The organism is Bradyrhizobium sp. USDA 4452, from assembly GCF_054063575.1.
Window position 1 is genome coordinate 7,600,276 of the sequence record NZ_JBSSGK010000001.1, and the last position, 26,493, is coordinate 7,626,768.

Consider the following 26,493-nt stretch of genomic DNA (forward strand, 5'->3'; position numbering starts at 1 on the left):
TCTTGAGGCGCTAGATCTCAGTCGTGGCGATGGACGTCATGGGTAACGATGCCGAGGTCGGGATCGGGCGGATCGAGTCGCCGCGGTTCGGCCAGCGTGCGGCGGATGTCTTCGAGCCCGCTTTGCCAATGTGCGCGCATCGCGCTCAGCCCGAACTCATAGTCCTTCGAGTGGCCCTCATAGATCTTGGACTGGTAGATCAGATGAATGATGTTGTGGGAGCTGTGGCGGGCCAGATCTGCTATGGCCTGCATTTCCGGATCCCGCTTTGCGCTTTCCGGCAGTTTCTCTATCGTTCGCTGCAACGCCCTACGCATCTCCTGCATCCGCAGCGCCTGATTTGTTATGGCGCGAGTTCGGCTCGAATACTGAATGTCCTTCTGGCGGCTCGACACCTCCATCATGTCGTGCGGGACACGTCCCTGCGCGGACCACAGGTCGACTTGAAACGTCAGCGTCTCGCCCGGCTCGCCGGATAGCACGCGGGACAGCGGTGTATTCCAGGCGACTCCGCCATCCCAGTAGTGTTCACCTTCGATGTCCACTGCCGGAAATGCCGGCGGCAAGGCACCGGAAGCCATGAAATGCGTCGGTCCCAGCCGGCGTTCGGCGGTGTCAAAATAGGTCAGATTGCCCGTGCGCACATTGACCGCGCCGACGCTGACGCGCACGTCGCCCGAGTTCAAGCGCTCAAAATCGACGAGCCTTTCCAGTGTCCGGCTCAGCGGTGCTGTGTCGTAGTAGCTCGTCGCTGCTTCGCCCGAGAAGGGCGACCAGAATGGTGAGGGAAAGCGGAGCTTGAAGAAGCCCGGCTGCCCCTGGAACAAGGCCCGCATCGCGGCAAACGCATTGTTGAGCGAGCGCATATCGAATGCGAACGGCAAGGCATCGCCGAGCCCTTCGCCAGCGGGCCATCCCGCCGGACACGCGCAGATGGTCTCCCAGAACTCACGCAGCCGCTCCACCCGCTCAGCTTCTGGCGAGCCTGCGATAATGGCCGCATTGAGTGCCCCGATCGAAATGCCGGCGATCCAGTTCGGCCGAATGCCGGCCTCGTGCAGGCCCTCATAGACTCCGGCCTGATAGGCTCCCAGGGCTCCGCCCCCTTGCAAGACCAAGGCGACGACGTCATAGGGCAAGGGCCTGGATTGCTCTGCCGCAGCGCTTGTCTGCTCGCGCATCACATTCAACATGTTGCAAACTCCCGATATCGCGGCTGCTCAGGTCAGCGCGCGTTTGCTTCGATCAAGATTTCGGAGTCGAGCTGTCGTGCGGCCCGACCTGGCGAGAGGTAGTCGTGGACCACGGTACCCAGCCCGAGCGTCAGGTCCGCGACAAGGTGCTTGGCCGACAGCACTTGAAGGACCGGCAGCTCGGCGACGGGAGCCAGTGCGTGCGAATACAAGTCCAGTGCGGCTGGCCCGGTCCAAGCACCCTTCACTGTGATGTCTTCGAGGTGATAGCGCACCAGCTCGCAGATGCGCGGCGTGCCGTCGACATGCGGAATGATTTTGAGCAGGAATTTGGGCGCTGTAAGCTTCTTTGCTTCGATCTCGGTATCGAGGGCGCGGTGCTTGTAGCCCATGGTGCCGGTCGCGATCCGCACCGAGCCATAGTTCAGGGTGCCGACGAGCGTGTCGATCTCGACCGTGAGCTTCGGTTGGGCGAGCTTCTTAGGAAAGCCCCACAGCTCGCGACCTCCCGCGATCGGCGGATGGTCGTTGAGGAACATCTGATGGGTAAAGCTGCCGGCCTGGCCCCCGTACGACACCGGGATGACCTGTCCGCTTTCGGTGTAGTCGCCGAAGCCGGTTGAATCAGGCATGCGGATGAATTCGTAATTCACCACGGGTTCGGCCAGCTCGAGCGGCTCCGGCACGATCCGGCGGAGCGCTTCGGGATCGGTGCGGTACTGGATGATGAAGTATTCGCGATTGACGAAGCGGTAGGGACCCGGAGGAAAGGCCGGGTTGGTGAGCGGCATCGCGAATGCCACTGTGCGGACGCTGTCGTGTTTCATCGCATGAAATCCTGGTTCAGCACTTGAGATCGGGCCACGCCCCTCGAGAGAAGCGCGGCCCGACGGCTTCCTACAGCTCGCTGACGTGCTCCGGATCGGCTGACGCCAGCGCCGCGGCGCGCTCGGCGCGCGGCGGGTAGATCCACACCGTGTTGATCTGCTGCTTGGTCTTCTTGGCCTCGTCTCCGACCAGTTTCAGCTTCCGGTCCCAGCCGAGCGTGAAGATCGCGCCCGCTTCTCCGAGGTCGAGGCAGGTGGCGTATGCGACCTGATGATAGGGTTTGGTCGGCACGCCCAGGAGCTCGGCGGCGGCGTTGTTGCCGGCAAAAGCACCCATGCGCAGCGCGTGCTGGCAGGACATCAGCGCGTAGTTGCCGGTATCATCGCATGCGGCGCGCGCGGCATCGCCGGTCGCAAATACCCCCGCAACGCCCGGCACGCGCAAGTCGCGGTCCACCAGCAACCGGCCAAGCCTGTCGCGCTCGGCGGGGATCTGTGCGGTCAACGGCGCTGCGCGCATGCCCGCGGCCCATATCACCGTCTCTGTCTCGATGCGTTCGCCGGTGGAGAGCAACACGCCGGATCCGTCGAGCGATTCGACGCCCGCGCCGATCCGGGTCTCGATGCCGAGCTTCTTCAGGGCGTTCTCGATGACGGGGCGGGAATCGGAGCCCATGTCGGGAGCGATCGCCTTGCTGCGATCGACTATCACCACGCGTGGCTTTGCATCCTTGCCGAGGATCGCGCGAAGCCGCGCCGGCATCTCGGTCGCCGCCTCGATGCCGGTGAAGCCGCCGCCGGCGACGACGACAGTGTCGCGCCCGTTGGTGGCTGGCCGGCTGGCAAGGCTATGGAGGTGCCTGTCGAGAGCAACCGCGTCTTGGAGCTGATCGACACTGAAGCCGTGCTCGGAAAGGCCGGGAATGTTCGGACGGAAAAGCCGGCTGCCGGTCGCGACGACCAGTCGATCGTAGGAGAGCTGCTTCTTCGTGCCCTCCCTTGTAACGATAGTTACCGCGCGAGAATTGGTGTCGATCGTCTCGGCGCTGCCCTGCACAAAAACAACGTCGATGGATTTGAGGACCTCCGCCAGAGGCGCAGTCAAGGTTTCGGGTTTCGGCTCATAAAGCCGCGGACGGACCACCAGTGTCGGCTCGGGCGCAACCAGCGCGATCTCGAGCTCGTTGGGCGTGGCGCCCCTGATGTCGCGTAGGCGGGCGGCGGAAAGTGCGGCATACATGCCGGCGAAGCCGGCGCCGATGATAACAAGTCGCATCTGATCTACTCCTCTGGTTTGACGTCTCGGGACACACGCGCGTCATCACCGCCGCTCCCCGATAAGGAGAGGACTTGCCGCGATCGCGACACGCGAAAGATGTGAATTGAAGAACGCTAATCGCTCATGGAGCGCTGCAGTCGGGCGTTAGCGGCGTTTGGCATGCTGCGCGACAGCCTCGCGACGCCATTGGCCAGCCGAGCCGAAAAGCGATGGGCTCGCTTGTGCGTAACAACGGGCCATCGTGCAACTCGAGAACTCCACCCTTGGTCACGATGGACGTCGCAGCAGTCGGCGGAATTTCGACTTCCTCACCCGTTGCCGACGTGAAGCGGACGCTGAGTGACAACCCGTAGACCAGCGCTGTTGCGATAGCCCTCCGTGGTCGGGCCATCCCGAGGAGGACGACACTGTGCTTCCAGGCCATTGTTCGTCTCCATCCATTGTCGGTGTTCGATGTCGTAGATTTACAGGAGTGGAGCTGCTGCTGCGCCAGAGCGATTGATGTGATTGCAGAGAGATTGCTGTTAGCGCACGCGCCTGCGCCAATCGCTTGGAGTTTCGCCTGTCAAATTCTTGAATGCGGCGGCGAAAGCGGTTTGCGACGCGTAGCCAAGCTCCTTAGCCACCGATTCGATTGCCGCATCGGTTTCCTTAAGTATGTTCATGGCGCGCTCGAGCCGCTGCTGACGCAACCAGGCATGAGGCGAAAGACCCGTACTTTCCTTGAAGGCGCGGCAAAAGTGAAAGCGCGACAGGCCGGCGTCAGAAGCGAGCGCCGCCAGAGAGACGTCTGAATCGCTGTCCGAACGCAATCGCTCAATCGCGCGGCGCAGCGCATGGGGAGCCAGCCCGCCCGTAATCGGCTCGAACGTGGCGGGTGCGCCGGAATGCTCCGCCAGGATGCGCGTCGCCAGGAGGTCAGTCAGCCGCTGTCTGAACAGGGCGTCCAGCACGGCATTGCCCTCCAGCGCATCGGCCGCACTCATCAGCAAACCCGATGTGACCGGATCAGGATGCCCGGTGCGTTCCAAGAGATCTCCGGGAGCCGGCGCGTCGGCTTCGCGAGCAATACGTTCAAGCGTGGTGGGCGGAAGATAAAGTTGGACGACATCGACTGGTCCGGGAATATCCCATCTGGCGCTTGAGCCCGCGGGAATGATCGTCACGACTCCGGAACGCGCCGTTCCAATCGCCACGGACTTTCCCGTGCGCCGCTCCAGGCGCTGGACCCCTGTTGGATAAGCCATGACGACGTGGTCGGTCATGGGCTGGACGACGTCGTGCAGAGCACCGTGCTTCCAATGCGCGATACCTCCATTGGAGGGGTCCGAAGCAATCTGGAGCGGGACTGTCTTGAGGATGCGGGCCATCTCCGCATCGGCCGGTCGTCGCTCGGCGGCCTCCGAGGTGCTGGGGCGCGCGCTTGGTGCGGCGAGCAAAGCCTCCAAAGGATCGTGTGGGATCGGCTTGTCCATAAAGCGGCCCTCGCGTTCGGCAGACACTTCGACGTCGAGAGTTAACGCACGCGGCGCCTCCAATCGCTTGGGGTCTCTCCACTCAGTCGCCTGAAGGCTGCGGCGAATGCCGTTTGCGAAGTATAGCCAAGCTCTGCTGCCACCATGGCGATAGATGTGTCGGTGTCGCGAAGCATATTCATGGCCTGTTGGAGCCTGTGCTGGCGCAACCAGCCGTGAGGTGAAAGGCCGGTGCTCTCCTTGAAGGCGCGGCAGAAGTGGGAGCGGGACACACCGGCATCGGAGGCGAGGGCGTCAAGCGAGACGTCGGCCTCGCTGTCCGAGCGCAAGCGTTCGATGGCGCGGGCCAGGACCTTCGGCGAAAGTCCGCCGACGATCGGTTGGAACGTTGTCTGCGAGCCGGTGTGCGCAGCTAGAAGGCGCATGGCCAACAGATCTATGAGCTGATGCCTGAACAGATTATCGAGGGCGCCGTTGCTCTCGAGCGCACTTACCGTGCTCAAGAGCAATCGGGACGTAATTGAATCCGGATGCGCCGTTCGCTCCAGCAGATCGGACACCGTGCCCGCTGCCGCTTCGTCTGCAACGCGCTTCAGCGCCGCATGCGGAAGGTAGAGCTGAACGACGTCGACAGGCTTCGGAATGTCCCAACGGGAGCTTGATCCCTCTGGAATGATGATCACAACCCCGCGACGAAACGTACCCCTCGCAACCGATCTTCCTGACCGACGCTCCATGTGCTGCGTCATGCCATTATAAGCCATGATGACGTGGTGACTCATGGGCTCGACGACGTCATGCAATGGGTCATGCTTCCAGTGAGCGATGCCGGCGCCCGAAGCGTCCAAGGCCATGCGGAAGGGCGTAGTGTGGAGCACGCGCGCCATCTCTGCACCAGCGGCGCGCCGGCCGGCGGTCGACAATTGGCCCTGGCTCGGCTCGGATATCGCGGTCAAATCATCTAGAGCAGCATTCTCGATCGGCTGGCTCATGCTGGTGTTCCTCGCTTCAAGGCGCCATGCGGTCGCAGCATCGGAGCTCGATTTAACGGCTGGCCTGGGGGCGGTTGCTTGCTGTCTGCCCTTTGAGTAACGGCGAGCGTCGCGAGCTGCAGGCGGGCGTTCTAAGCCCGGAGAACTACTGGGTCTTTCCCAAAGCGACGCCGCTTTTCCCGATTCTGCTCAAAGGGCCGGGCGCGAGACATTGTGATCGGACGAGCCAGGCGTTCTGTCGGATCGACTGGACGGAGAAGTTCGCAATGCCATTGAAATCGCTACGGAAAAATACTTCTGAGGATCGAGGCTGTCGTTTGTCCAATCGCAGGTTTAAACGCTCGTCAAGCTGGACCTGCCCACCCCGATACCGGATAATGAGACCTGACTTTCGGGCGGTGGGGCGTAACGGGCTGTCCGGTCAAAACCTTTTGGATCGGCGATCGAAATGGCACAGACCGGCTTCTATGGTCAGAGGCTTGCGCAGTTTTTGCGCCTGAGGGATGTGCCCTCTTCATTGATTACGCGTTCACTGCGCAGTGCCGAAGTCGCTGTTACCGAAGTGCGGAATGATCACCCCGAGCCGGGTCTGAGTGGCTCGTATCGCGAAGATGCCTACAATGTCAGTCTGAAGCTTCAGGATTATCCCGACTGCGAGCTCTGGGATCGTGGCAAGTGCGTCGTCAAAGCGGATGTTCGGGCGGGAGCAACATACCTTTACGATCTCAAACGCGATCCACGCTACGTCATCAATAAGCCATTCCACTCACTTCATTTCTATGTTCCGCGCTCGGCGTTGGACAGCATCGCTGAACAGCTCGGCGCGCCCCGCATTGGTGAGCTGACCTGTCCGCTTGGCGTCGGTCATGATGATGCGATCATGCGTCATGTCGGTGCGTCGCTGCTGGAAGCGCTGCGCCGGCGGGACGAGACCAATCAGCTCTTCATCGATCACACGATGCTCGCGTTGACCGCCCATGTCGCCCAGACCTATGGCGGACTGCAGCGCATCAGCGAACTGGCGCGTGGCGGTCTTGCGTCGTGGCAGGTGAGACGCGCATGCGAAAGGCTCGATTCCGATCTCGCTGGGACATTGTCTTTGCAGCGCGTCGCGGCTGAACTTGGTCTCTCGGTTAGTCATTTTTCACGCGCGTTCCGTATCTCGACAGGCCTACCGCCGCACCAATGGCTGTTGCGCCAGCGCTTGAAAGCGGCCAAGCAATTGATGAGCGTGCGCGATCTGACGCTGTCCGAGATTGCGATATCGGCGGGCTTCGCCAACCAAAGCCACTTCACGAAGGTGTTTTCGGCTCACGTCGGTGTCAGCCCGGCGGCATGGCGCCGGGAGGCACTTGGGGCGCGAGACGGCGACAACTGATCGGCGATCAGCGAGGCCGAGACAGGTGGATTGCGTAGGCCGCGCGGCGCGCTGCAAAGATCTCGTCCGGCGGATAGCCGATGCCATCAACGAGGTTTGCCGGGTCAAAGACCGTCGCGTCGCACGTCTCGTCCGCTTCAAGCGCAGTGATCACGATGGTTCCGAGCCGCACGGTTTCCCGACCGTCCTCATCGGGCCACCGGATCGTGAGATCGAGAGTAGGGTCCGCGGGACGACCGAGCAGCGCTAACAGGCTGAAGCGGATATCGCTCCTTGCGATGCGGCTTTGGAGGTCGGCATCGAGGGCGTCCGTCGACATTGTATTACCGCTCTCGGGCCGCGCAACGTCGCCGCCGACAGGAGCCACCTTGAACTTGATGAACTGTCTTTGGCCGTTCGCATTGATCGCGGGGAAAGCATGGACGGCCCAGTAGGTGGTGTCGGCGAAGCTCGGTGGCAGCGGATGCGCAGCGATGTAGTCGGCGTGATGCCGCGTTTCAGGATTGGCAGCGAAGAATGCCCGGATTTTGGCGGGGTCCGGCTTTCCACCACGTCGCGGCCTACGCGCGTTGAGGAACGCCAGCATCTGGTTAGGCGTCCTCGCATAGTGAACCGGAGCGCTCTGCGTGAGAATGTCCGAGCGATGATCCCCGTCACCGAGCCTGAAGCTGAAGCCGCGCAGGACGAGATTATCGGTCTCCGATTGGCTGAGCTTGCCGTCCACAGAGAAGCGCGCCAGCACGCGTGATGGTCTTGTGAAGCTCTGTGATCTTGTGACCTCGTCGGCTTGATCCGAAGGAATGTAGGTCCCCCGGACGCAGCGTCCCGCGGCAAAGCACGCGCGTGCCGATGAGGTCCCGTTGATGGCTCTCATGGTGTTGACGATGGATGCGTGGTTCGCGGCTTTGGACCGGATCATGGCGATATATCCGATCGACTTGCTAAAGTGGCCACGCGCGGCAGTTTTTCGGGTGGCGGACGACAATCGGCTGGCGGCGCTTCGGCTGGAAGTTCCTGCAAAAGAGCGGGACACCATTCGTGGCGATGATCGAGCTCACGGGACTGCGCGCGCCGACTGGCGGCGCCGTGATCCTCTGTCCTGATTCTATTGTCGAAGTGAAGCGAACAGTCGCCGAAAGGGCGCACATGAAGGTTGTTCTGAGGACTTTCGGCCGCGATGCGATCGTCGCGGATCGGCTTACCAAAGTATTCCAGACCATCATTTATCCCTCCGCTTGTTGGTTGGCGTCGACACAATGATGGTAGCGAGCCGTATACGGGGCTGCCCCAGAGAGATTGATCCCATTGCAGAGTGATTGCGGCCAGATGAGCGGCATCGTGCCGATGGCGTCGCACGGTGACTGGGCTTCTTGCCTGTTCAACAAACGACCCTGCCCATCTCGAGAGCACGACCATCGTCGTGCGGCACCGTTACAAGCAAAGGGTTTGCCCGCCACGTGCATTGTCGGCGATCATTCGAGCGGCTGGCCCTTGGTCCAATCCCACGTGATGGCAAAAAGTGCCCATCTGGGCCTTAGCTGAACCGGTAGTTCTGACGCCAAAAGCACGAAAATGCATTATGTTTCAATGGGATTTTGACTGGCACTTTCCGGCCAACTCTACGCCACGACTTCCCCCAGCTCTTGCGAGCTAAGCTAACGGGGACGTCCTGATTTCGCGCCCCACATGCAGAGGCTAGATGGCTCGAAGCCGAACTGCCGCGGCCGATGGATTTCCTCGTCCTCGATTTCGTCTACGCCGACCGAATATTCGAACACCATGCCGTCGGGACCCTGAAAATAGAGAAACCGCGCGCCGGATGTTGGGTGACGACCCGGACCGAAGACGATTGGGACGCGCTGGCCCGCCAAATGATAGTACGAGCGCAGCACGTCGTCGTTGCTCTCGACCTGATGGTTGATGTGATGTACGCCGGGTCCACGGCCGGGGGCCAGCGCCACTGTGTGATGGATCGCGTTGACCCGCATGAGCGCAATGTCCCCGATGCGATCGCTGACGCGGGCGTTGCAGACCTGAGTCCAGAACTGTTCGTCGCGCACGGGGTCGGTCGTGAACAGACCCACATGGCTGAAGCCGGTGATCCCGGCATCGCGGGTCGCAAAATATCGCCTGCCACTGCGCTCGGGCCGCACGACGAGCTCGATCTGGTTGCCCGTCGGGTCCTTGAACGCAATGAAGGCCTTGACCTTGCGCAGCGCGCATTCGCCCGGTGTGCCCGCATGGACCGCATGGCCGAGCGCGTCGAGCGTTGCGCCGGCGACGTTGAGCTTGTCCGCATCGTCGACTTCAAAAGCGACGGTCTGATCCTGCGGATCGCCCTCGAAATAGCAGAGCGTGTGCGCCCGATCGTCGGAGCGCAGATAGAGCGCCTCCTTTGCCTCCTCGCCGACCTGCAGGCCGAGGCTTCTGGTGGCAAAGCTCCGCGCGTCCTCGAGGTTTGAGGCGCCGAGCCGTACATAGGCGAGATCGCGCAGTTCAATCATGTGGCGTCTCCATTCTCTTTGGCTTTGTCAGTCGCCGGCTGGCCACAGTTCGGGAATGCCATGGCACTGGCTGCCCCATTCGCACAGCGAGGAGGGATGAGCCGAGAATTGCCGGGGATGATGACCGGGTTCGGTGTCTTTGATCCCGTGCGTGTAGGAAAAGACGTATCCTTCAGGCCCCTCGAACCTGAGGAAGATCTGCCCGGACGCCGGTTCGCGTCCGGGGCCGTGCAGTATCTTGATCTGACGTTCCTGCGCGAAATAATGGCCCTGCATGATCGCATCCAGGCTCTCGACGCCGTAGCTGATATAGACGATGCCGGGCCGATCGGATGGATAGAGGGCAATGCGGTGATGCTTCTGGTCGACCCTGAGATAAGTGACGTCGCCGGCCCAATCGCTGATTTGTGCACCGAGAATGGAAGTCCAGAATTTCTGGTCGTCTTTCGGCTTGACGTTGCGCAGCCCCACACCCTCCAGCCCGGTGATTCCGGCGTCCCGGCTAGGAAAATAGCGGCGACCGCTTTGGGCGGGCCGCAGCACCAGGTCGATCTCGTTGCCGCTGGCATCCTGCACGATCAGCGCATCTCGGACGAACCGTTGCTTGCACTCGTCGGCGCTTGCGCGACGTGCAGTGAAGCCGTCGTTCCGTAGCGCGTGCTCGACGCGTTCGAGCACTGCTTCGTCGAAAACCTCGATGCCGATCGAGGACGAGTTCGTTGCCGATATCAGCGATAGCGTGTGATAACGATCGTCCGAGCGGAAGAGTAGGGCCTGTTTGTCGGGTACTGGCTGTAAGCCCAGGATATCGGTTGCGAACGCCGCTGCCGATTGCGGCTCGCGGACGGCCAATCTTACGTAGCAGAGTCCGATCAGGGCGCGTCGCGGCGCCCCGTCGAATGAACTTTGACGCGTCATGTCCGCTTTCTCGACTGCTTGGGCATCGAATTCTCGATGTACTGCCGCACGATCTGGCGCCAGACACCGAGCAGCCGTGAGAAGTGCTCGGGATCGTTTTCGATCAGCATTCTGACCGAGAAGCCGCGGACCACGCTCAGCGTCAAAGCGAGCACGTCCCTGGCGAGCTGTTCCGGAATTCCGGACGAAATCAGCGTGTCGAGCCAGGTTGCCTCGATCGAGAAGCGCGTCTGCCGGGCAAATTGCCGGGTCTCACGCTTGATCTGGCGGGTGCTGTCATCGCTCATCGCGATGGCAAGCTCGATGAAGAAATAGTCGCCGAAGAAGAAGTCTTCTGCGTCTTTGATAATGCTGTCGATCGGATCGCCGCCGTCGTGCCGCGCCGACTGCGCGCGGCGCATACTCTGGGTGAAGGTGATCTCGTTGACATAGGCCAGCACGGCCACGACAAGCTCGTGCTTGCTGGGGAAATGATGCATCAAGGCGCCGCGCGAAACGCCAGCGAGGTCGGCGACCTCCATCGTCCGCAGCCCGACATAGCCGTTGCGGCGAATGAGCTTGACCGCGGCTTCCATCAGTTGCTTGCGCGTGGTTTCGCTGCGCTCCGCCTGGGTTCGTCGCGGCGCGTATTTCGGCTCAGCCGTGCTGTCCCGGCGCGATCTCAGCTTCTGTCGGGTTGCAGGCCCGCGCGATGCCGGGGCGCCACGGCGGGAGGAGGCCTTTGGTTCGTCAGAATTCGACATAGACGCTGTCTTCTATTACCTTGACCGGGAAGGTCTTCAATGGAACCGTACACGGCATGCCGGTCGGCGCGCCGCTGGTGACATCGAATGTACCAAAATGCCAAGGGCATTCGACGATATTTCCGGTCAGGATACCTTCTTCGGACAATGAAGCCTCGCCATGCGTGCAGAGATCGGCCGTGGCGTAGATCGTGCCGCCGACATTGTAGACCGCAAGGCTGGTACCATCGGGCATCGTCGCGGGACGGATCTCGCCCTCCGGAAAGTCCTGGACCGGGCCGATGAGAATGCCGTTGATCGTGGTCGTCATAGCATTGTGCTTCCGCCATTGACGCTGATGACCTGTCCCGTGACGAACGAGGCTTCCTTCGAAGCCAGATAGCACACCATCGAAGCCACTTCGTCCATCTCGGCCGGGCGCCCCATCGGCACCACGTCGACAAAGCGCTGCAACGCCTTCGGCGCCTTGAGGGTGATCTGCTTGACCTGGGGCGTTTCGACGATGCAGGGGGCGACGACGTTCACGGTGATGCCGTCCTTGGCGAATTCACGCGCCAGTCCGGTCGCCATTGCATGCACGCCGCCCTTGGCGGCGTTGTAGGCGGCGTGATCCCAGAGACCGTTGCGAACCGAGTCCGCGCCGATATTGACGATGCGACCGTAGCCGCGGGCCTTCATGACCTTGACGGCGTGCCAGCTGCACCACAGCGCGGTCCAGAGATTGCGATCGATCGTGGTCCGCAACGTATCAGGCGTGTGGTCCAGAAACGGCTTGATGATCCCGCCGCCTGCGTTGTTGACCAGGATATCGAGCGCACCGAAATTGTCGACCGCCGACTTGATGACGCTGCCTGCAACGTCCTCCCGCGAGAGGTCGCCGGCCTTCACGACCGGACGCCTGGCGCCGCTTGCGGCGATCTCGTCGGCAACCGCACCGAGGCCGCCCTCGTCAATGTCGGATACCACAAGGCTGGCGCCGGCGTCGGCAAAGTAGCGGGCGATGACGGCGCCGATGCCGCTGGCGGCCCCGGTCACCACGACTGTCTGTCCGTCGAAACGAGAACCCATCTGATTGATCCGTCAGAGCACGATGCTGATGCGGCCGCTCGGCCGCAAGCCTTCGCCGCCGAGCAGGCAGCGCTTTTCGCGGATGCGGAAGCCATCGTCTCGCAGCGCGAGGCGATACTTGTTCGTCCCGAAGTATAGATCGGTGACGCCGTCCTTGGTGCGCAGCGTCTGGAACACTGAGGTCACGTCGATTTCGTTTTCATGCCGTGCGCAAATCCGGACATTGCCGACGATTCGACTCGTCTTCGAATGCGGAAACTCGGCATGCGCCGTGCGCTTCATGAGCCGCTTGACCCGCTCGCCAAGCCGCATGCGATCGTCGGCGATGTAGAACAGATTGGTGTCCGACGAGGCATCCGCGGGCAGGTCTGTGCAGGGAACTTCGTACCTGGCATCCTCGGTAAAGAGCGTCAGCCATTCTGGCAATCGCCACTGATCGAGCAGCTCGGCCTCGTTGAACAGGAAATCTTCGACGTTGGTGCGGGTTACGGATTGCATCTCGTTCTCCTAGGCCGCTACGCTCTTGATACCGGATGCCGGTTCGGGGAACATCTGCTTGTTCCACTGGGTCCAGAACGCACGCATCTGGAGCTCGTCATCGTGATGGGCCTTTTCCTTGCCCATTCCCTTCGAGATGTCGTTCCACAAGGCTTCCTTGGAGTTCTCAAAGCCGCGTTGGCAGTGCTCCAGCGCTTCGGCGTCGTCTGGGGTGGCAAAGCCGCCGGGGCCAAGAAACTCGAGGAAGTTGTTGAGGCGATATTTTCGCGCCCATGCCGATTCGTCATTTGGCGCCAGCGCCCAGGCGTTGATCACCATGTAGTCGGGGGCCATCGGGAAATAGGTGCGCACGGTCAGCGCCATGATGTCATTGACGACGAGATTTGGGAAAATGAACAGGTTGCGGTTCTTGCGCGCGATCCGATCGGCGCGCTCCCGGCCGTGGCGTGCGACGAGGTTGTCGTAGATCCGGCCGATCTCGGATTTGCCAGCCTCTCCCCATCCGGGGATCCACTGCGCGACCGGTCGTCCCCAGGGAGCGCCGTATTCGAGGACGGCGTGACCGTTGCCGAGGTCGTAGCCGTAGCCGCCGGCACCCATCCCGGTGGCGAGATTGTCCGTCGAGCTCATCAGGATATCGAAGTAGGTCGCGTGGGTGGTCGCGGCATGATAGCCGTCGATGCTGTTCTCGGTGAGCAGCTTCCAGTTCGCCCGGATCGAATATTCCTGGCTGCCTGCGACGATCGACATTCCGGCGTCGGTCTGATCGCAGATCACGTCGAGGTATTCCTTCGCGCCAGCGAGGTAGTCGACAAGCGGCATGATGTTGCTGTCGAACGAGATGAAGTTGAAATCGCGGTAGGTCTCGAACCGCGGCACTGGCTGCATGTTCGAGGTGTCGCGGCCCTTGAAGCCCTCGGGGTAGGAGGCCTCGCCGGGCTGGCTACGCAGCTTGCCGTCCGCACCGAACACCCAGCCGTGGTAGAAGCACTGGAACGATTTGGCATTGCCCTTGCGCTCGCGGCAGACCTGGGCGCCGCGATGCGGGCAGGTGTTGAGCAGGGCGCGCAATTGTCCCTTGCTGTCCCGGGTGAACAGGATGCCGCGGCCAGCGACCTTGCGGGTGATGAAGTCGCCGGGTTTCGGAAGCTCGGACGAGTGCCCGAGGTAGAGCCATGAGCGATCGAAGATCATTTCCTTTTCGGCCCTGAAGATCTCGGGATCGACGAAATTGCGGCGCGCGACCTTGAAAATGCGCTGGGCCGGATCGACGAGCAGCGCGGGCTGCGGCTGTTCTGTGTTCATTGTGGTTTCCTCTTCCCTAGGCGGCGAGTAAGCGCTTCAGTTCGAGTGCGGGATTCTCGAGTTCGCTTTTTCGAACAGGCTTGCGTGAGGCGACGAGCCGGCGCAGCACAGCCATGTCTCGTGCCGAATTGACGGTGATGCCGCCGACGACTTCGCCGTCGCGGACGCTGATCGTGACGAAGCGTCCGGCGCCGACGTCGCCCCTGACGATCTCCTCGCCACCTGCCGGATTTCCGACAACCTGGATGTTGGCGTCGTACTGGTCAGACCAGAACCAGGACGGGGCATCATAGGCAGTCGCGAGATTCGTCATCGATTTTGCGGTGGCTATGGCCTGGTTCTGCGCATTGGCCCAGTTCTCGATGCGCATCCAGCGGTCGTGGCTCCGGCTCCATTGCTCGGCGACATCGCCAGCGGCGAAGATGCCATCGGCATCGGTGGCTCCGCTCGAGGTGACGCGGATGCCATGCCGGGAATCGAGGCCCAGTTGTTGGGCGAGCTCAGTGACCGGCTCGACGCCGACGCCGGCCAATGCAAGATCGGCCGGGACGAAGCTGCCGTCGTCGAGTTCCAGTCCGCGCGATGTCGATCGCTTCGCCACGGCGCTGCACACAATCTTCGCGCCCTTCGACGCATGGAGCTGATGGAGATATTGGTCGAGCGATCGGGAGCTGATCTGGGATAGCAAGCTTTTTGCCTTCTCGATGATGGTGACGTGGCATCCGCGCCCGATCGCGGCGGAGGCGACTTCGAGTCCGACGACCCCGCCGCCGATTAGCGCAATCCGTCGCCCGGGCTGCAACTCCTGGCGCAGCGCCAGCGCGTCGTTCATGCAGCGGAGGTAGCGGACGGGGAGTGGGCCATTGTCGACCTCGGGCAGGCGACGCACCCGCGTCCCGGTCGTGAGCAGCAGGCGATCGAATGCGAGTTCTTGTCCGTTGGCGAGACCGACAACGCGCCGCTGCAGATCGGCCGCAACGACGTGGGACGAGGTGTGCAATGCGACATCGAGGTCGCTCCACTGCTGGTGCTGCAGGACCAGCACCGGATTGGGAGCGCGGTCGATCAAAATGGCTTTCGACAGTTGCGGGCGTTCGTAGGGAAGGTGCTCTTCCTCGCCGATCAGGCTGACCGGGCCGCGATGTCCGGCAGCGCGCAAGGCCTCGGCGGCGCGGGCACCCGCCTGTCCGGCTCCAACGATCACGATGCGCGCTTGCTGCGGGTCCAACGTCATTCGCTCCCTCGGCCGTTTTCTTGGCGGCTCCCTCAGCGCGGCATTTGCGCTCGTCGCTGCCGTGACGCTCACAGGCGTCTTGACAGCAAAGATAAAAACAATCATTCCTGTTTGTAAAGTGAATTCTGTGACGCGCCGCGGCGCGGGCGGGGATCACGACAAGACGCTCGCAACAGAGCGACAGGGAGAGCGCGTTGGGCACGGTGATCGACATTCACACGCATGTTGTGCCTGCGCGGCTGGCCGCCGACCCGAAGCGGGACGCGCGCTGGCCGAGCGTCGAACTTGCGACGGGCGATCAGGCGATGGTGATGATCGCGGGCAAGGTATTCCGGAAGATCGATACGCGATCATGGGATGTGGAGCGGCGGCTCGCGGACATGATCGAGGACGGCACCGACATGCAGGTGCTCTCGCCGATGCCGGAGTTGCTGTCGCATTGGTTGCCGCCTGACGACGCCGAATATCTCGCGGACCTCATGAACGACCAGATCGCGGGCATGATCGCGCAAGCGCCCGGCAATTTCGCCGGTATCGGCATGGTGTGCATGCAGGACGTGCCACGTGCCCTGCGACAGCTGGATAAACTCAAGACGCTCGGCTTTGCCGGCATCGAGATCGGGTCGCACATCAACGGCGTGGCGCTCGGCAGCGAAAGCCTGTTTCCGGTCTACGAGGCCGCCCAGTCGCTCGATCTTGGCATATTCGTGCATCCGCTGCACCCGGCAGGCATGGAGCGCGTCGGCGGCAGCCCGGAATTCGCCGCGACGGCGGTGTTTCCGCTCGAAACCGCGCTCGCGTCGGTGTCGCTGCTCGCCGCCGGTGTGCCCGAAAGATTTCCCCGGCTGCGTGTCTTGCTCAGCCATGGTGGCGGGGCGCTGCCATGGATTCTGCCGCGAATGGATTTCGGCTGGTCGCTCGGCGCCAGGGGCAAGATGACGCGGCCGCCGTCAGACCTTGCGCGGCAGTTCTGGTACGACTCGATCCTCTACGATCCGGTATCGCTGTCGTTCCTCGGCAACGCAGTGGGCGAGAGCCGCATCGTCGTCGGATCCGATTATCCCTTCACGATCCGGCAGAAGCAGCCGGGTGCGTTCGCCAGACGCGCGCTGAGCAGCGATGGCGTTCTCGCCGAGAATTCCTTCGGCTTCCTGGGCCGGCGTTATGACGTCGCGCCGCTGCACGTCGCGCAACCGCGAGGGAAAGGCGAACAGTCGGAGTCATCCCATGGCTGATTGTCGCTCCCTGCCGCAGATGTGCCTGCTCGGACCGATCCCGCCGCGAACGCCCAGCCGCAGCGATGCGCAGGTGCCGTCCGACACCGAGAGGGGAGCCAGCAAATACGGCCGCATTCCCTTCGTCTATTTCTACCAGGATGGCACGGCGGCCGATCCCGCTTTCGGCCTGCTCGACATCGAGATCTCAATCCAGCGCCGCGGTCCGCAAGATTTCGTATGCGAGGTCTACGCCATCGGGGATGGCTATCAGAGCGGACATGGCGCGAGCACGCCCGAGCCGCTGCTGTTCGAATTCCGCGGCCGGGGCCGGACCATCGCGAAGGCTGAATGGCGCTACCCGACCGTCCTCAGCGGTCACATGGATGCGTTGACGTTCTCGATGCCCGTTGCGCTAAAGGACGACGAGTTCGGCTTGCTCGACAGTGTCCTGCTGCCGCCGGCACGCGCCGATGTCACGGTTTGCCTGGAGTGAGCGCGATGGCTGACAAGTTGATCGCGATCGGGGAGCGTCGCGTTGCGCGGCATGACCTGCTTGAGCAGGGCAGCCGTGCCGCCACGGCGCTCGAGTCGATTGGCGTCCGCGAAGGCGATGCCATCGCGCTGCTGATCCGAAACGATCCCTGCTATTTCGAGGTGCTGCATGCAGCCGCGCTGCTCGGCGCCTATGTTGTGCCGCTGAACTGGCACAGCAAGCCCGACGAAATCGCCTATATTCTAACCGATTGCACGCCCCGGACCCTGATCGGGCACCGTGACCTGATCACGGCGATCGAGCGGGTCGTTCCCGCCGACATGCCAACTTATCGTCGACGAGGCCCCCGAGGGCGCCCCGACGTCGTTGCCGTCGCCGTCCCATGCGCAGGATTGGCAGGCGTTTCGCGACAGGACTGCGCGATGGGAACAGCCGCCTCGCGCGCCGCGGGGCACAATGATCTACACCTCGGGCACCACGGGACATCCGAAGGGTGTTCGGCGCGCGCCAATGACACCCGAGCAGATCAAGAAGAACGCGGCACTGCTTCGCGATATCTACGGCATCGAACCCGGCATGCGGGCCTTTGTCTGCGGTCCGCTCTACCACGCATCGCCCGGCGCCTTTGCGCGGCAGGCCTTCCAGCATGCCGACCTCACGGTGTTGCAGCAGAATTTCGATCCGGAGGATCTGCTGCGGGTCATTGCCGAGCACCGGATCACACATCTGACGATGGTACCGACCATGTTCGTGCGTCTGCTGCGGCTCAGCGACGCTGTCCGCGATCGCTACGACCTGTCCTCGATCCGCTGGGTGACGCACACCGGTGCGGCCTGTCCGCCCGATGTGAAGCGCGGGATGATCGAATGGTGGGGACCGGTGATCCACGAGACGTATGGCGCGACGGAAACCGGCGCTGCGGTCGGCTGCAACACCGAGGAGTGGCTCGCACATCCCGGCACGGTCGGCCGGCCGATGACAGGCACCGAGCTCAGAATCTACGACGAGGCCGGGCAGGAAGTCGTGCCCGGCGACATCGGCGAGATCTACCTGCGCACGGAGGCCTATTCGGACTTCACCTACCATGGCCGTCCGGAGCAGCGCGAACAGGTCGATCGTGCCGGCCTCGTGACCTGCGGTGATGTCGGTTATCTCGACGCCGACGGCTTTCTCTACATCTGCGATCGCAAACGCGACATGGTGATTTCCGGTGGGGTCAACATCTACCCCGCGGAGATCGAGAATGTCCTGGTCAATTGTCCCGGCGTGCGCGACTGCGCTGTGTTCGGCGTACCCGATGCGGAGTTCGGCGAAAGCCTGATCGCGGCGATCGAGGCGGAACCGCACGCAGCGCCCGCGCCGGCCGATGTTGCGGCGTTCCTCGAACAGCGCCTCGCGCGCTTCAAGGTGCCGAAGCGTTTCGTGTTTCACGACGCCCTGCCGCGGGAGGCGAGCGGTAAGATCTTCAAGCGGAAGCTGCGCGACCACTACCTTCTGTCCGGCATTCCGCCGGCCTGAACAACCGTTGCCATCAACAGGAGATCAAGGGTGGATCTGAGTGACAAGTTCATCGACGTGGCGGGAACCCGCACGCGCTATCACGATGTCGGCCAGGGCGAACCAACAATCCTGATCCATGGTGGTGGACCGGGCGCGTCGGGCCTGAGCAATTACCGCAAGAATGTCGAGCCACTGGCGGCCGGCCGCCGCGTCATCGTCGTCGATCTGCCCGGGTTCGGCGAGACCGAGGGCAAGCTGCAGGACGGGCCGATCTTCGAGGCGATGGGTGAATTTGTCCGCAGCTTCATGGATGCGATCGGGGTCCAGAAGGCGAGCTTCGTCGGCAACTCGCTGGGTGGCGCTACCTCGCTGATGGTCGCCTTGCGCGCCCCGGAGCGGGTCGACCGTCTGGTGCTGATGGGCACGGGTGGCAGCCAGGCTATCTTCACGCCAATGCCGACCGAAGGCCTGCGCCGCATGGCGATGTTCCACGGCGGCGACGGCCCTTCGATGCAGAAGCTGAAAGGAGTCATCGAGCTTCTGGTGTTCGATTCCAGGGCGATCACCGATGCGTTGCTCGAGGAACGGCTGAAGGCTGCGATGCGCAAGGACGTCGTCGACATCTTCAGGCGGCCGCCGCTCGACATCTGGCGCGAGAATCTCGGCGCGCTCAAGCACAAGACGCTGATCGTCTGGGGACGCGACGATCGCGTGGTCCCGCTTGATTCCGCCTTCATCCTGCTGAAGACCATGCCGAACGCCGAGCTTCACGTCTATCCCAAGTGCGGCCACTGGGCGCAATGGGAAAAAGCCGACGAGTTCAACGCGCTGGTCGCCGCCTTCCTGGATCGGCCATGAGCGCGCTCGTCGACAGGCTCGCAACGCGCCTCCAGGAGGCGGAGTCGGCCCGGCGGCCGATCGACCCGATCGCCGGCGAGATCGGAAGCGGCAACCTCGAGACTGCCTATGCGGTGCAGTCCGAGGTGACCCGGCGCGGTATCGCTGATGGCAGGCGGCTGGTTGGCCGAAAGATCGGGCTTACTTCGAAGGCCGTGCAGCAGCAGCTCGGGGTCGATCAGCCTGACTATGGTGCGCTGTTCGCGGACATGGAGGTTTCGACCGGCGAGGCTATCGATGTCGCGCAACTGATCCAGCCGCGGGTCGAGGCCGAAATCGCGCTTGTTCTCGACCGCGATCTCTCCGGCGAGGACGTCACGCTTGGCGAACTGATGCGGTCGACCGCCTATGCCGTTGCTGCGCTCGAGATCGTCGACAGCCGGATACGGGACTGGAAGATCAGCATTCTCGATACCGTCGCGGATAACGGCTCAAGCGCCCGCTACGTGCTCGGCGCAGCGCCGCGGCGATTGACCGATGTCGACCTCGAGGCTTGCGGCATGACGATGACGCGCAACGGAGCGACCGTATCGGTCGGCTGTGGCTCCGCATGCCTTGGTCATCCCTTGCGTGCCGGGCTCTGGCTCGCAAGGTCGATGGCACGCGTCGGCCAACCCCTGCGAGGTGGCGATGTCGTGCTGACGGGAGCGCTTGGCCCGGTCTCACCGGTGTCGGTCGGCGAAGTCTATGAGGCGAGAGTCTCGGGTTTCGGGCCTGTCAGCGTGACCTTCACGTAGTCGCCCCCGGATCAGGAGGCATCAAGAGCCGCTTCAGAGCTTCAAATCACCAACAATCGATAATAGGGAGGATTGAGCATGACGTTGATATCGCGAAGATCGGCCGTTGTGGGGTTGGGAGCGAGCGCGCTCGCGTTCGGAAGCACGTTAAGGGTGCGCGCCGCAAACTACGGACCCGGCGTCACTGATACCGAGATCAAGCTTGGGACCACTGCACCTTACAGCGGCCCCGCGTCCGGATACGGCGTCTATGGGCAGGCGCAGACAGCCTATTTCCAGATGATCAACGACAATGGCGGCATCAACGGCAGAAAGGTCAACCTGATCTCGCTCGATAATGCGTTCTCGCCGCCGAAGGCCGTTGAGCAGACCCGAAAGCTGGTGGAATCGGAGGAGGTTTTTGCGATCGCCGGCTTCCTCGGCACGGCGGCGAATGCGGCGGTGATGAAATACCTCAACGCCAAGAAGGTGCCGAACCTGTTCCTGACCTCGGGCGCCGAGCGCTTCAACGACCCCAAGGAATTTCCCTGGATCGTGCCGTTCTATCCGATCTATGTCGCGCAGGGAGCCGCGCTGGGGACGCATATCCTGAGCGAGAAGCCGGAAGCGAAGATCGCGGTTCAGTATGTCAATGACGATCTCGGCAAGGACTTTCTCCGTGGCCTGAAGAAAGGGCTCGGCAGCAAGGTCGGTGCCATCGTAAAGGAAATCAGCCACGAGATCACGGAGCCTACGATCGACAACCAGGTCGCCGACTGCAAAGGGGCGGGCGCGGATGTCTTCGTGCAGTTAACCTATTCCAAATTCGCGGCCCAGGGCATCCGCAAGGTGGCGGCGCTGGGCTGGAAACCGCTCCACATCGTCAATTCGAACTGCAGCTCGATCGGAGGAACGCTGGCGCCGGCGGGGCTCGACAATGCGAAAGGGCTCGTTTCGGCGTGGTGGGAAGTCATAGCGACCGATCCGCGCCAGCAGTTCAAGCCTCGCGTCAAGGCCTATGTTGAATTCATGAAGAAATACATGCCGTCCGTCAGCATCGACGACAACACCGCGACGCCCGGCTATAACAATGCGTACATGATCGAGCAGGTTTTGAGACGATGTGGCGACGAACTCACGCGCGAAAATCTGCTGAAGCATGCAACATCCCTGAAGGACGAACAGCCGCCGTTATTTCTGGATGGCATCAAGGTCAGCAACTCTTCAACCGACTATCGCGCGGTCCACAACCTGCAAATCACCCGCTTTGATGGCGCCAACTGGTTGCCGGTCGGGAATATGATTGATCTCGATGGCATTGCGTCGTGAATTCGGCCGTCGAGTGACGGGGGTGGGATCAACCGCGTACTGAGGCGGCTCTCGTACTCTGGTCTAGTCAGCAAAGAGAGGCTCACCGGTCAAGGACCAGCTTTCTCCGTCAAATGTCGCAATCCGCAGAGTTCTGAATGGCGTGTAGTCTCCGGGCTGGGTGCTGATCGCGACGCCTGGCAGCATCATCGGCAATCGTTCGCCATTCAGCGAGGTGGCCTGCTTCTTGAGATTCTCGCGGGTAAGGTCGTCGCCGCATTTGCGCAATGCCAACTCCACTGCGTGCACGTTCATGTAAGCAACGAGCACAGAGTAGTCGTCCGGATTCGCCGAGGGGGCGTAGGTCTTCAGGAACTCCTTGTAGGTCTTGACTTCATCATCATTGGCCCAGGCCGGGTCGCCTGGCTGCTTGAGAAATTGCGTTGTGACCAGTCCCTTCGATGCCTCGAGACCTGCGGGCTTCAGGATAGTTTCGACCGATGCGGTCGACCCTCCGATCACGTGCAGCGGTTTCCAGCCAAGCTCGTAGACCTTGCGGATCGATTGCGCGGCCGCCTTCGACGACGATTGCTCGATCAGCGTGTCGACGCCGGCCGCCTTGAGCTGGACGATCTGCGAGTCGATCGTCGGGTCGGCAAGTTCGTAGGAGGCCTGGGCAACGATTAACTCCGCCTTGGGGCCGAGGCCTGCGCGGAGCCCTTTGAGATAGTCCCTGCCGTAGTCGTCATTCTGGTAGAGCACACCGATCCTGGCGTCGGGCTTTGCAGCCAGGATGTATTTGGCGACGATGCGGCCTTCGGTCTCGAAGTCCGGATAGAGCGGGATCGTCCACGGAAACGCCTTCGGATCGTTGAACCGGCGTCCGCCGGCTGTGATGAAGAGCTGCGGCACCTGTTTGGCGTTCAGGTATTTCTGGATCGCGACGTTGGGCGCGGTGCCGATCGTGCCGACCTCGGCCAACGCGCCGACGTCTTCGATCAGCTTGCGTGACTGCTCAACCGCCTTCGGCGCGCTGTAGCGACAAGATGGCGACCTTGGCATCAGAGATCGAGATCGGCCGTCTCTTGATGATGCATTGCGCCGAGCTCGCCGCTGACGGCGTGACGCCGCCCGAGTATGGCGCGATCAGCAAGGTGTTCTCCGGTGAGCTGATGGAACGCTTTGGCGAGGCCGCGCTCGACATCCTCGGGATGCGCGCGGCGCTGTCCGAGCAGATGCCGGGTGCGATCGATAACGGCCGCTTCGAGCAGAACCTGCGGCATTCGCTGATGTGGGTGATCAGCATCGGAACCAATGACATTCAGCGCAGCCTGATCGCGCAACGGGCGCTCGGGCTGCCGAGATAGGAGAGATCGGATGCAGAGGGATGGCGACAGGACGCCGCTCGCCGGCGTGCGGGTGCTGGACTTTTCCATCATGGTGGCCGGACCGTATTGCGCGCGGCTGCTTGCCGATGTGGGTGCCGAGGTCATCAAGATCGAGCCGCCGGAAGGCGACGACATGCGGCTGCGGACGCCGCTGCGCGAAGGCCACAGTACTTATTTCGGCCAGCTCAATGCCGGCAAGCGCAGCCTGGCGCTTGACCTGAAGAATGCCGATGCCGTCAGGCTCGTGCATCGCATGGTCGCGGAGACGGATATTCTCGTCGAGAATTTCCGCCCCGGTGTGATGGATCGTCTTGGCCTCGGCTATGACGCGCTACGGCAGATCAACCCAGGCCTGATCTATTGCTCGATCTCGGGCTATGGCCAGACCGGCCCTGCCGCCGAGCGGGCGGCGTACGCGATGATCGTGCATGCCGAGAGCGCCTTTGATCAGTCCCTGGCGCGCTATGCCGGCGACCGCGAGCGTCCGGCGGCCGGAGCCATCTTTGTCGCCGACATTCTCGGTGGCATCTTCGGCTATTCCGCGATCCAGACCGCGATGGTCCAGCGTCAACGCACCGGGAAGGGGCAGCGCGTCGATGTCGCGCTGATGGATTGCATGTTGAACCTGCTGGTCTACGAGCTGCAGGAAGCGCAATTCCCGATCCGCTCGCCGCGTCCGACTTATGGCCCGGTCCGCACCCGCGACGGTGATATCCTGATCGCCCCGGTCACGCCGCGCAACTTTGCGGCGTTGTGCGAGGTTACCGGGCAGGACGAGCTGGCGCACGATCCGCGCTTCACGACCATTCCTGCACGCGGCGCCAACTGGACGGCGATGATGCAGGTGATCGAGAAATGGACCGAGCGTCACACCTCCGCCGAATGTATCGCGGCGTTGGATCGCGCCGGTGTTCCCTGTGCCGAGTACCGGACGCCGGGCGCTGCGCTGACCGATGCGCATTTGCGCCAGCGTGGCGTGTTCGGGACCGTCGCGGACGGCGCCAGCGAGTTCGTTGGCGTCAGTGCGCCGTGGCAGATGTCCGGGGCCGACACGCCGATCGGAAGCCACGTTCCCGGCATCGGCGCTCAGCGAGACGATGTGCTGTCGCGAATTCTCGGCCTGTCGCCCGACGCGATCGCGGCACTCGCCGCTTCGGGCACGTTCGGCAAGGCGCCGGCCTAGGCGGGCGTCGGCGATCTCAAGTATCGGATGGAGCATCCGGCGGCGGTGCCTTCGCGATCGCCAACAGGCATTTCAGGAAATGCGCGCGGTCTTCCTTGCGCAGCGGCGCCAGCATGATTTTTTGCAGCTCGGCCGCCGCCGGAATGACGGCAAGGAGCGCTTCTTCTCCCTTGGCGGTGATCTGCACGCGGAGCGAGCGGCGATCGTCCGGATTGTCCTTCTTGGAGACCAGCCGGCGCGCCACCATCCGCTTCAGCATTTCGCTCAGCGTGTTACGATCGCAGCTGATCCGGTCCGCCAACACCGAGGGCGTGAGAGGGCCCAATTGGTAGAGCGCCATCAGCACGCCGAACTGCCGCGGCGTGATGTCGCTCTGACGCGTCATGCTTTGATAAAGTCCGTCGTAGCGCGCCTCCAGCAGCCGCAGCAGAAATCCGACGCCGCCTTCCAGTTGCCAGTCGCGCGCAATGTCTGCGGCTGAACCCGTCTTCGTTGTCTTGTCGACCGCCATGCCGTCGTTGGATCCTAGCTGCAATTTTGCGAATTCGCCTTAGCCGTTAGCAGCTTGATCGACTGCCCTCAACCCTGCGGAGAACTGCGTCACCAGCCTGTTCGGTGGACGGCGCAATGGCGTTTGGCTCTTGCCAGCTATCAGTCAATATAGTACGTATACGTATTAGATGCTGCGCCGGAGACGTCGTGCAGGGAGGTTGAACTTGGACCTGCGTGAGCTGCTGTCGATTCCCTATCTGCTCGAGGCCGAGGCGGTGGAAACCGAGCCTGGGCAGTGGCGGGTTCGGCTCGCCTATCCGGAGCTGCCGGGATGCACGGCGGAGGCCGCCGTCGTCGAGGACGCTTTGCGCGAGCTTGAGCGGTGCCGCATCGAACTGATCGTCGGCTTGGTGGAGCAGCGCAGGCAACCTCCCGTTCCACGCAAGCCGCTCACTGCATCAGACCCACTTTGGACCGCCCAGGATCTCGGACTGTCTGACCGCATCGCCGCGCTTCTCGGCAGCGTCGCGGCCCCGACGACACGCAATTGAAGGAGGCAAACCCATGCTGTCGCGCGAAGACAATGAACGCCTGGTAAGGGTCGGCAAGGGTACGCCGCTCGGCGACCTGTTTCGGCTCTATTGGATTCCTTTCCTGCCGTCGGCGGATCTCGCCAGGGACGGGCAGCCGAAGCGCATCCGGCTGCTCGGCGAGGATCTGGTCGCCTTCCGCGACACCGAGAGCCGCATCGGATTGGTCGACCAGGCCTGCCCGCACCGCGGCGCACCTCTGATCTTCGCACGAAACGAGGACTGCGGGCTGCGGTGCGTCTATCACGGCTGGAAATTCGACGTCACCGGTGCGGTGACGGACATGCCGGCAGAGCCCGTGCGCAGCCGTCTGAAAGAGCGGGTGCGGATCAAGGCCTATCCGTGCAAGGAACGCAACGGGATGATCTGGACCTACATGGGTCCCGACCAGGCCGAGCTTCCGCCGCTGCCGAACCTCGAATGGAATCTGGTGCCGGCCGAGCAGGTGCACATCTCGGTGCGCGTCCAGGAGTGCAACTGGCTGCAGGCCGTCGAGGGCGAGATCGACTCGGCACATGCGCCGCTGCTGCATGGCAGGCTCGACGCGCAGGGCACGACCAGCGCCTGGATCCAGAAGCGCGATCTACGGCCGACCTTCGAATGCATCAAGCAGGACTTCGGCATGAGCATCGCCGCGCGGCGCAATTACGATGCCAACACGCTGTACTGGCGCGTCAACCAGTTCCTGCTGCCGTTCTACACGCTGGTGCCTCCGCTGTCGCCGTTCCCTGATCTGAGCGGGCATGCCTGGGTGCCGATCGATGACGAGAACACGCTCTGCATCATGTTTTCCTATCATCCGTCGGCGCCGCTGCCGGAGAAGACGCGGCAAGTGTTCGCCGAAGGACACAAGGGTCGCGAGAGCGGTCACGCCAGCCGCAATGCGCTGGTGCAGCACCCGGTGACGGTCCCGTACGCGGGCTACTGGACCAGATACAATCCGCAGAACGGTTTCCAGTTCGACTACGAGGCGCAGCGCACCACCTGGTTCTCCGGCCTGCCAGGGCTCTGGGTCCAGGACGGTGCCTGCCAAAGCGGCGTCTCGCCGATCTTCGATCGCACCCGGGAGACGCTGTGCTCGAGCGACACCGGCATCGCCATGACGCGGCGCTTCATTCTGGAGGCGCTGGGCGCCTATCGCGATCACGCGATCAAACCCAAGGGAGTCTCGGACCCGGACGTGTTCATGGTGCGCGCGGTGTCGCTGCGGCTACCACCGCAGGATTCCTGGGTCGACGTCGGCGCGCCGTTTATGCGGGCCAAGCTCGGTGCCGATTTCGGGTACGAGCTGTGAG

The 26,493-nt window shown here is 62.7% G+C and carries 28 protein-coding genes and 2 pseudogenes; 13 read left to right on the forward strand and 17 right to left on the reverse strand.

Annotated elements, in window-relative coordinates; genetic code table 11:
- Positions 1-17: 17 nt before the first annotated feature.
- From ACVISU_RS35770 to ACVISU_RS35790, 5 genes are all read right to left on the reverse strand, one after another.
- Positions 18-1,193, reverse strand: a complete 1,176-nt coding sequence (locus tag ACVISU_RS35770; RefSeq protein WP_456710085.1) for a patatin-like phospholipase family protein — start codon at positions 1,191-1,193, stop codon at positions 18-20.
- Between the two features lie 32 nt (positions 1,194-1,225).
- Entirely contained in the window at positions 1,226-2,020 is a 795-nt protein-coding gene (locus ACVISU_RS35775; protein ID WP_456710086.1) for an acetoacetate decarboxylase, read from the reverse strand.
- Positions 2,021-2,090: 70 nt separating this feature from the next.
- On the reverse strand, positions 2,091-3,296 hold the full coding sequence (locus ACVISU_RS35780; RefSeq protein WP_456710087.1) for an NAD(P)/FAD-dependent oxidoreductase: 1,206 nt from the start codon (positions 3,294-3,296) through the stop codon (positions 2,091-2,093).
- Between the two features lie 527 nt (positions 3,297-3,823).
- A complete protein-coding gene (locus ACVISU_RS35785) occupies positions 3,824-4,774 on the reverse strand; it encodes a helix-turn-helix domain-containing protein (RefSeq protein ID WP_456710088.1) in 951 nt (316 codons plus the stop codon).
- 41 nt (positions 4,775-4,815) lie between these two features.
- Positions 4,816-5,766: a helix-turn-helix transcriptional regulator gene (locus ACVISU_RS35790; RefSeq protein WP_456710089.1), complete on the reverse strand. Its 951-nt coding sequence runs from the start codon at positions 5,764-5,766 to the stop codon at positions 4,816-4,818.
- 448 nt (positions 5,767-6,214) lie between these two features.
- Between ACVISU_RS35790 and ACVISU_RS35795 the strand changes: the two genes are divergently transcribed.
- Positions 6,215-7,144, forward strand: coding sequence for a helix-turn-helix domain-containing protein (locus ACVISU_RS35795; protein ID WP_456710090.1), 930 nt, complete (start codon positions 6,215-6,217; stop codon positions 7,142-7,144).
- A gap of 7 nt (positions 7,145-7,151) precedes the next feature.
- Here ACVISU_RS35795 and ACVISU_RS35800 read toward each other — a convergent pair whose 3' ends face one another.
- The gene (locus tag ACVISU_RS35800; RefSeq protein WP_456710975.1) at positions 7,152-8,063 is read right to left on the reverse strand and encodes a catalase; all 912 of its coding nucleotides are present in this window, start codon (positions 8,061-8,063) and stop codon (positions 7,152-7,154) included.
- 119 nt (positions 8,064-8,182) lie between these two features.
- On the opposite strand from ACVISU_RS35800, the gene ACVISU_RS35805 reads away from it, so the two are divergent.
- Entirely contained in the window at positions 8,183-8,404 is a 222-nt protein-coding gene (locus ACVISU_RS35805; protein ID WP_456710091.1) for a hypothetical protein, read from the forward strand.
- 395 nt (positions 8,405-8,799) lie between these two features.
- On the opposite strand, the gene ACVISU_RS35810 is transcribed toward ACVISU_RS35805, so the two are convergent.
- The 9 genes and pseudogenes from ACVISU_RS35810 to ACVISU_RS35850 all read right to left on the reverse strand — a co-directional run bounded on the left by ACVISU_RS35810 (position 8,800) and on the right by ACVISU_RS35850 (position 15,414).
- Positions 8,800-9,648, reverse strand: coding sequence for a VOC family protein (locus ACVISU_RS35810; protein WP_456710092.1), 849 nt, complete (start codon positions 9,646-9,648; stop codon positions 8,800-8,802).
- 27 nt (positions 9,649-9,675) lie between these two features.
- Positions 9,676-10,566: a VOC family protein gene (locus tag ACVISU_RS35815; protein WP_456710093.1), complete on the reverse strand. Its 891-nt coding sequence runs from the start codon at positions 10,564-10,566 to the stop codon at positions 9,676-9,678.
- Positions 10,563-11,012: a hypothetical protein gene (locus tag ACVISU_RS35820; RefSeq protein WP_456711008.1), complete on the reverse strand. Its 450-nt coding sequence runs from the start codon at positions 11,010-11,012 to the stop codon at positions 10,563-10,565. Before ACVISU_RS35820 ends, ACVISU_RS35815 begins: the two co-directional genes overlap by 4 nt.
- Positions 11,013-11,015: 3 nt before the next feature.
- Positions 11,016-11,309 (reverse strand): annotated as a pseudogene (locus ACVISU_RS35825) (TetR/AcrR family transcriptional regulator); the annotation flags it as partial.
- Complete coding sequence (locus ACVISU_RS35830) at positions 11,296-11,619, reverse strand: non-heme iron oxygenase ferredoxin subunit (protein ID WP_074128258.1); 324 nt, start codon at positions 11,617-11,619, stop codon at positions 11,296-11,298. The gene ACVISU_RS35830 and the pseudogene ACVISU_RS35825, both read right to left, overlap by 14 nt.
- Positions 11,616-12,377, reverse strand: a complete 762-nt coding sequence (locus ACVISU_RS35835; protein ID WP_456710094.1) for an SDR family NAD(P)-dependent oxidoreductase — start codon at positions 12,375-12,377, stop codon at positions 11,616-11,618. Before ACVISU_RS35835 ends, ACVISU_RS35830 begins: the two co-directional genes overlap by 4 nt.
- Positions 12,378-12,389: 12 nt before the next feature.
- On the reverse strand, positions 12,390-12,875 hold the full coding sequence (locus ACVISU_RS35840; RefSeq protein ID WP_456710095.1) for an aromatic-ring-hydroxylating dioxygenase subunit beta: 486 nt from the start codon (positions 12,873-12,875) through the stop codon (positions 12,390-12,392).
- 9 nt (positions 12,876-12,884) lie between these two features.
- The gene (locus ACVISU_RS35845; protein WP_456710096.1) at positions 12,885-14,180 is read right to left on the reverse strand and encodes an aromatic ring-hydroxylating oxygenase subunit alpha; all 1,296 of its coding nucleotides are present in this window, start codon (positions 14,178-14,180) and stop codon (positions 12,885-12,887) included.
- A 16-nt stretch (positions 14,181-14,196) separates the two neighbouring features.
- Complete coding sequence (locus ACVISU_RS35850) at positions 14,197-15,414, reverse strand: NAD(P)/FAD-dependent oxidoreductase (RefSeq protein ID WP_456710097.1); 1,218 nt, start codon at positions 15,412-15,414, stop codon at positions 14,197-14,199.
- Between the two features lie 203 nt (positions 15,415-15,617).
- Between ACVISU_RS35850 and ACVISU_RS35855 the strand changes: the two genes are divergently transcribed.
- The 7 genes and pseudogenes from ACVISU_RS35855 to ACVISU_RS35885 all read left to right on the forward strand — a co-directional run bounded on the left by ACVISU_RS35855 (position 15,618) and on the right by ACVISU_RS35885 (position 21,566).
- Positions 15,618-16,649, forward strand: a complete 1,032-nt coding sequence (locus tag ACVISU_RS35855) for an amidohydrolase family protein (RefSeq protein ID WP_456710976.1) — start codon at positions 15,618-15,620, stop codon at positions 16,647-16,649.
- On the forward strand, positions 16,642-17,124 hold the full coding sequence (locus tag ACVISU_RS35860) for a hypothetical protein (protein WP_456710098.1): 483 nt from the start codon (positions 16,642-16,644) through the stop codon (positions 17,122-17,124). Before ACVISU_RS35855 ends, ACVISU_RS35860 begins: the two co-directional genes overlap by 8 nt.
- 5 nt (positions 17,125-17,129) lie before the next feature.
- Positions 17,130-17,345 (forward strand): annotated as a pseudogene (locus ACVISU_RS35865) (AMP-binding protein); the annotation flags it as partial.
- A gap of 145 nt (positions 17,346-17,490) precedes the next feature.
- Positions 17,491-18,642: an AMP-binding protein gene (locus tag ACVISU_RS35870; protein WP_456710099.1), complete on the forward strand. Its 1,152-nt coding sequence runs from the start codon at positions 17,491-17,493 to the stop codon at positions 18,640-18,642.
- Between the two features lie 30 nt (positions 18,643-18,672).
- Positions 18,673-19,482, forward strand: coding sequence for an alpha/beta fold hydrolase (locus tag ACVISU_RS35875; RefSeq protein ID WP_456710100.1), 810 nt, complete (start codon positions 18,673-18,675; stop codon positions 19,480-19,482).
- Positions 19,479-20,258, forward strand: a complete 780-nt coding sequence (locus tag ACVISU_RS35880; protein ID WP_456710101.1) for a 2-keto-4-pentenoate hydratase — start codon at positions 19,479-19,481, stop codon at positions 20,256-20,258. Before ACVISU_RS35875 ends, ACVISU_RS35880 begins: the two co-directional genes overlap by 4 nt.
- A gap of 153 nt (positions 20,259-20,411) precedes the next feature.
- Positions 20,412-21,566, forward strand: a complete 1,155-nt coding sequence (locus ACVISU_RS35885) for an ABC transporter substrate-binding protein (protein WP_456710102.1) — start codon at positions 20,412-20,414, stop codon at positions 21,564-21,566.
- Between the two features lie 63 nt (positions 21,567-21,629).
- Here ACVISU_RS35885 and ACVISU_RS35890 read toward each other — a convergent pair whose 3' ends face one another.
- Positions 21,630-22,607, reverse strand: a complete 978-nt coding sequence (locus tag ACVISU_RS35890; protein ID WP_456710103.1) for an ABC transporter substrate-binding protein — start codon at positions 22,605-22,607, stop codon at positions 21,630-21,632.
- On the opposite strand from ACVISU_RS35890, the gene ACVISU_RS35895 reads away from it, so the two are divergent.
- Complete coding sequence (locus ACVISU_RS35895) at positions 22,601-22,912, forward strand: acyl-CoA dehydrogenase family protein (RefSeq protein WP_456710104.1); 312 nt, start codon at positions 22,601-22,603, stop codon at positions 22,910-22,912. The genes ACVISU_RS35890 and ACVISU_RS35895 overlap by 7 nt on opposite strands.
- Before the next feature lie 10 nt (positions 22,913-22,922).
- The gene (locus tag ACVISU_RS35900) at positions 22,923-24,116 is read left to right on the forward strand and encodes a CaiB/BaiF CoA transferase family protein (RefSeq protein ID WP_456710105.1); all 1,194 of its coding nucleotides are present in this window, start codon (positions 22,923-22,925) and stop codon (positions 24,114-24,116) included.
- A gap of 16 nt (positions 24,117-24,132) precedes the next feature.
- Here ACVISU_RS35900 and ACVISU_RS35905 read toward each other — a convergent pair whose 3' ends face one another.
- Complete coding sequence (locus tag ACVISU_RS35905) at positions 24,133-24,627, reverse strand: MarR family winged helix-turn-helix transcriptional regulator (RefSeq protein WP_456710106.1); 495 nt, start codon at positions 24,625-24,627, stop codon at positions 24,133-24,135.
- 205 nt (positions 24,628-24,832) lie between these two features.
- Between ACVISU_RS35905 and ACVISU_RS35910 the strand changes: the two genes are divergently transcribed.
- Both ACVISU_RS35910 and ACVISU_RS35915 read left to right on the forward strand, forming a co-directional pair.
- Positions 24,833-25,159 carry a hypothetical protein gene (locus tag ACVISU_RS35910; protein WP_456710107.1) on the forward strand — a complete coding sequence of 109 codons (327 nt, stop codon included), beginning with the start codon at positions 24,833-24,835 and terminating at the stop codon, positions 25,157-25,159.
- A gap of 13 nt (positions 25,160-25,172) precedes the next feature.
- A complete protein-coding gene (locus tag ACVISU_RS35915) occupies positions 25,173-26,492 on the forward strand; it encodes a Rieske 2Fe-2S domain-containing protein (protein ID WP_456710108.1) in 1,320 nt (439 codons plus the stop codon).
- Position 26,493: the final 1 nt, after the last annotated feature.

Bases quoted from the DNA above. Each gene is read 5' to 3' on its own strand.
- ACVISU_RS35770 (WP_456710085.1), bottom strand. From the start codon at position 1,193: ATGTTGAATGTGATGCGCGAGCAGACAAGCGCTGCGGCAGAGCAATCC.
- ACVISU_RS35775 (WP_456710086.1), bottom strand. From the start codon at position 2,020: ATGAAACACGACAGCGTCCGCACAGTGGCATTCGCGATGCCGCTCACC.
- ACVISU_RS35780 (WP_456710087.1), bottom strand. From the start codon at position 3,296: ATGCGACTTGTTATCATCGGCGCCGGCTTCGCCGGCATGTATGCCGCA.
- ACVISU_RS35785 (WP_456710088.1), bottom strand. From the start codon at position 4,774: ATGGACAAGCCGATCCCACACGATCCTTTGGAGGCTTTGCTCGCCGCA.
- ACVISU_RS35790 (WP_456710089.1), bottom strand. From the start codon at position 5,766: ATGAGCCAGCCGATCGAGAATGCTGCTCTAGATGATTTGACCGCGATA.
- ACVISU_RS35795 (WP_456710090.1), top strand. From the start codon at position 6,215: ATGGCACAGACCGGCTTCTATGGTCAGAGGCTTGCGCAGTTTTTGCGC.
- ACVISU_RS35800 (WP_456710975.1), bottom strand. From the start codon at position 8,063: ATGATCCGGTCCAAAGCCGCGAACCACGCATCCATCGTCAACACCATG.
- ACVISU_RS35810 (WP_456710092.1), bottom strand. From the start codon at position 9,648: ATGATTGAACTGCGCGATCTCGCCTATGTACGGCTCGGCGCCTCAAAC.
- ACVISU_RS35815 (WP_456710093.1), bottom strand. From the start codon at position 10,566: ATGACGCGTCAAAGTTCATTCGACGGGGCGCCGCGACGCGCCCTGATC.
- ACVISU_RS35830 (WP_074128258.1), bottom strand. From the start codon at position 11,619: ATGACGACCACGATCAACGGCATTCTCATCGGCCCGGTCCAGGACTTT.
- ACVISU_RS35835 (WP_456710094.1), bottom strand. From the start codon at position 12,377: ATGGGTTCTCGTTTCGACGGACAGACAGTCGTGGTGACCGGGGCCGCC.
- ACVISU_RS35840 (WP_456710095.1), bottom strand. From the start codon at position 12,875: ATGCAATCCGTAACCCGCACCAACGTCGAAGATTTCCTGTTCAACGAG.
- ACVISU_RS35845 (WP_456710096.1), bottom strand. From the start codon at position 14,180: ATGAACACAGAACAGCCGCAGCCCGCGCTGCTCGTCGATCCGGCCCAG.
- ACVISU_RS35850 (WP_456710097.1), bottom strand. From the start codon at position 15,414: ATGACGTTGGACCCGCAGCAAGCGCGCATCGTGATCGTTGGAGCCGGA.
- ACVISU_RS35860 (WP_456710098.1), top strand. From the start codon at position 16,642: ATGGCTGATTGTCGCTCCCTGCCGCAGATGTGCCTGCTCGGACCGATC.
- ACVISU_RS35880 (WP_456710101.1), top strand. From the start codon at position 19,479: ATGAGCGCGCTCGTCGACAGGCTCGCAACGCGCCTCCAGGAGGCGGAG.
- ACVISU_RS35890 (WP_456710103.1), bottom strand. From the start codon at position 22,607: ATGCCAAGGTCGCCATCTTGTCGCTACAGCGCGCCGAAGGCGGTTGAG.
- ACVISU_RS35900 (WP_456710105.1), top strand. From the start codon at position 22,923: ATGCAGAGGGATGGCGACAGGACGCCGCTCGCCGGCGTGCGGGTGCTG.
- ACVISU_RS35905 (WP_456710106.1), bottom strand. From the start codon at position 24,627: ATGGCGGTCGACAAGACAACGAAGACGGGTTCAGCCGCAGACATTGCG.
- ACVISU_RS35915 (WP_456710108.1), top strand. From the start codon at position 25,173: ATGCTGTCGCGCGAAGACAATGAACGCCTGGTAAGGGTCGGCAAGGGT.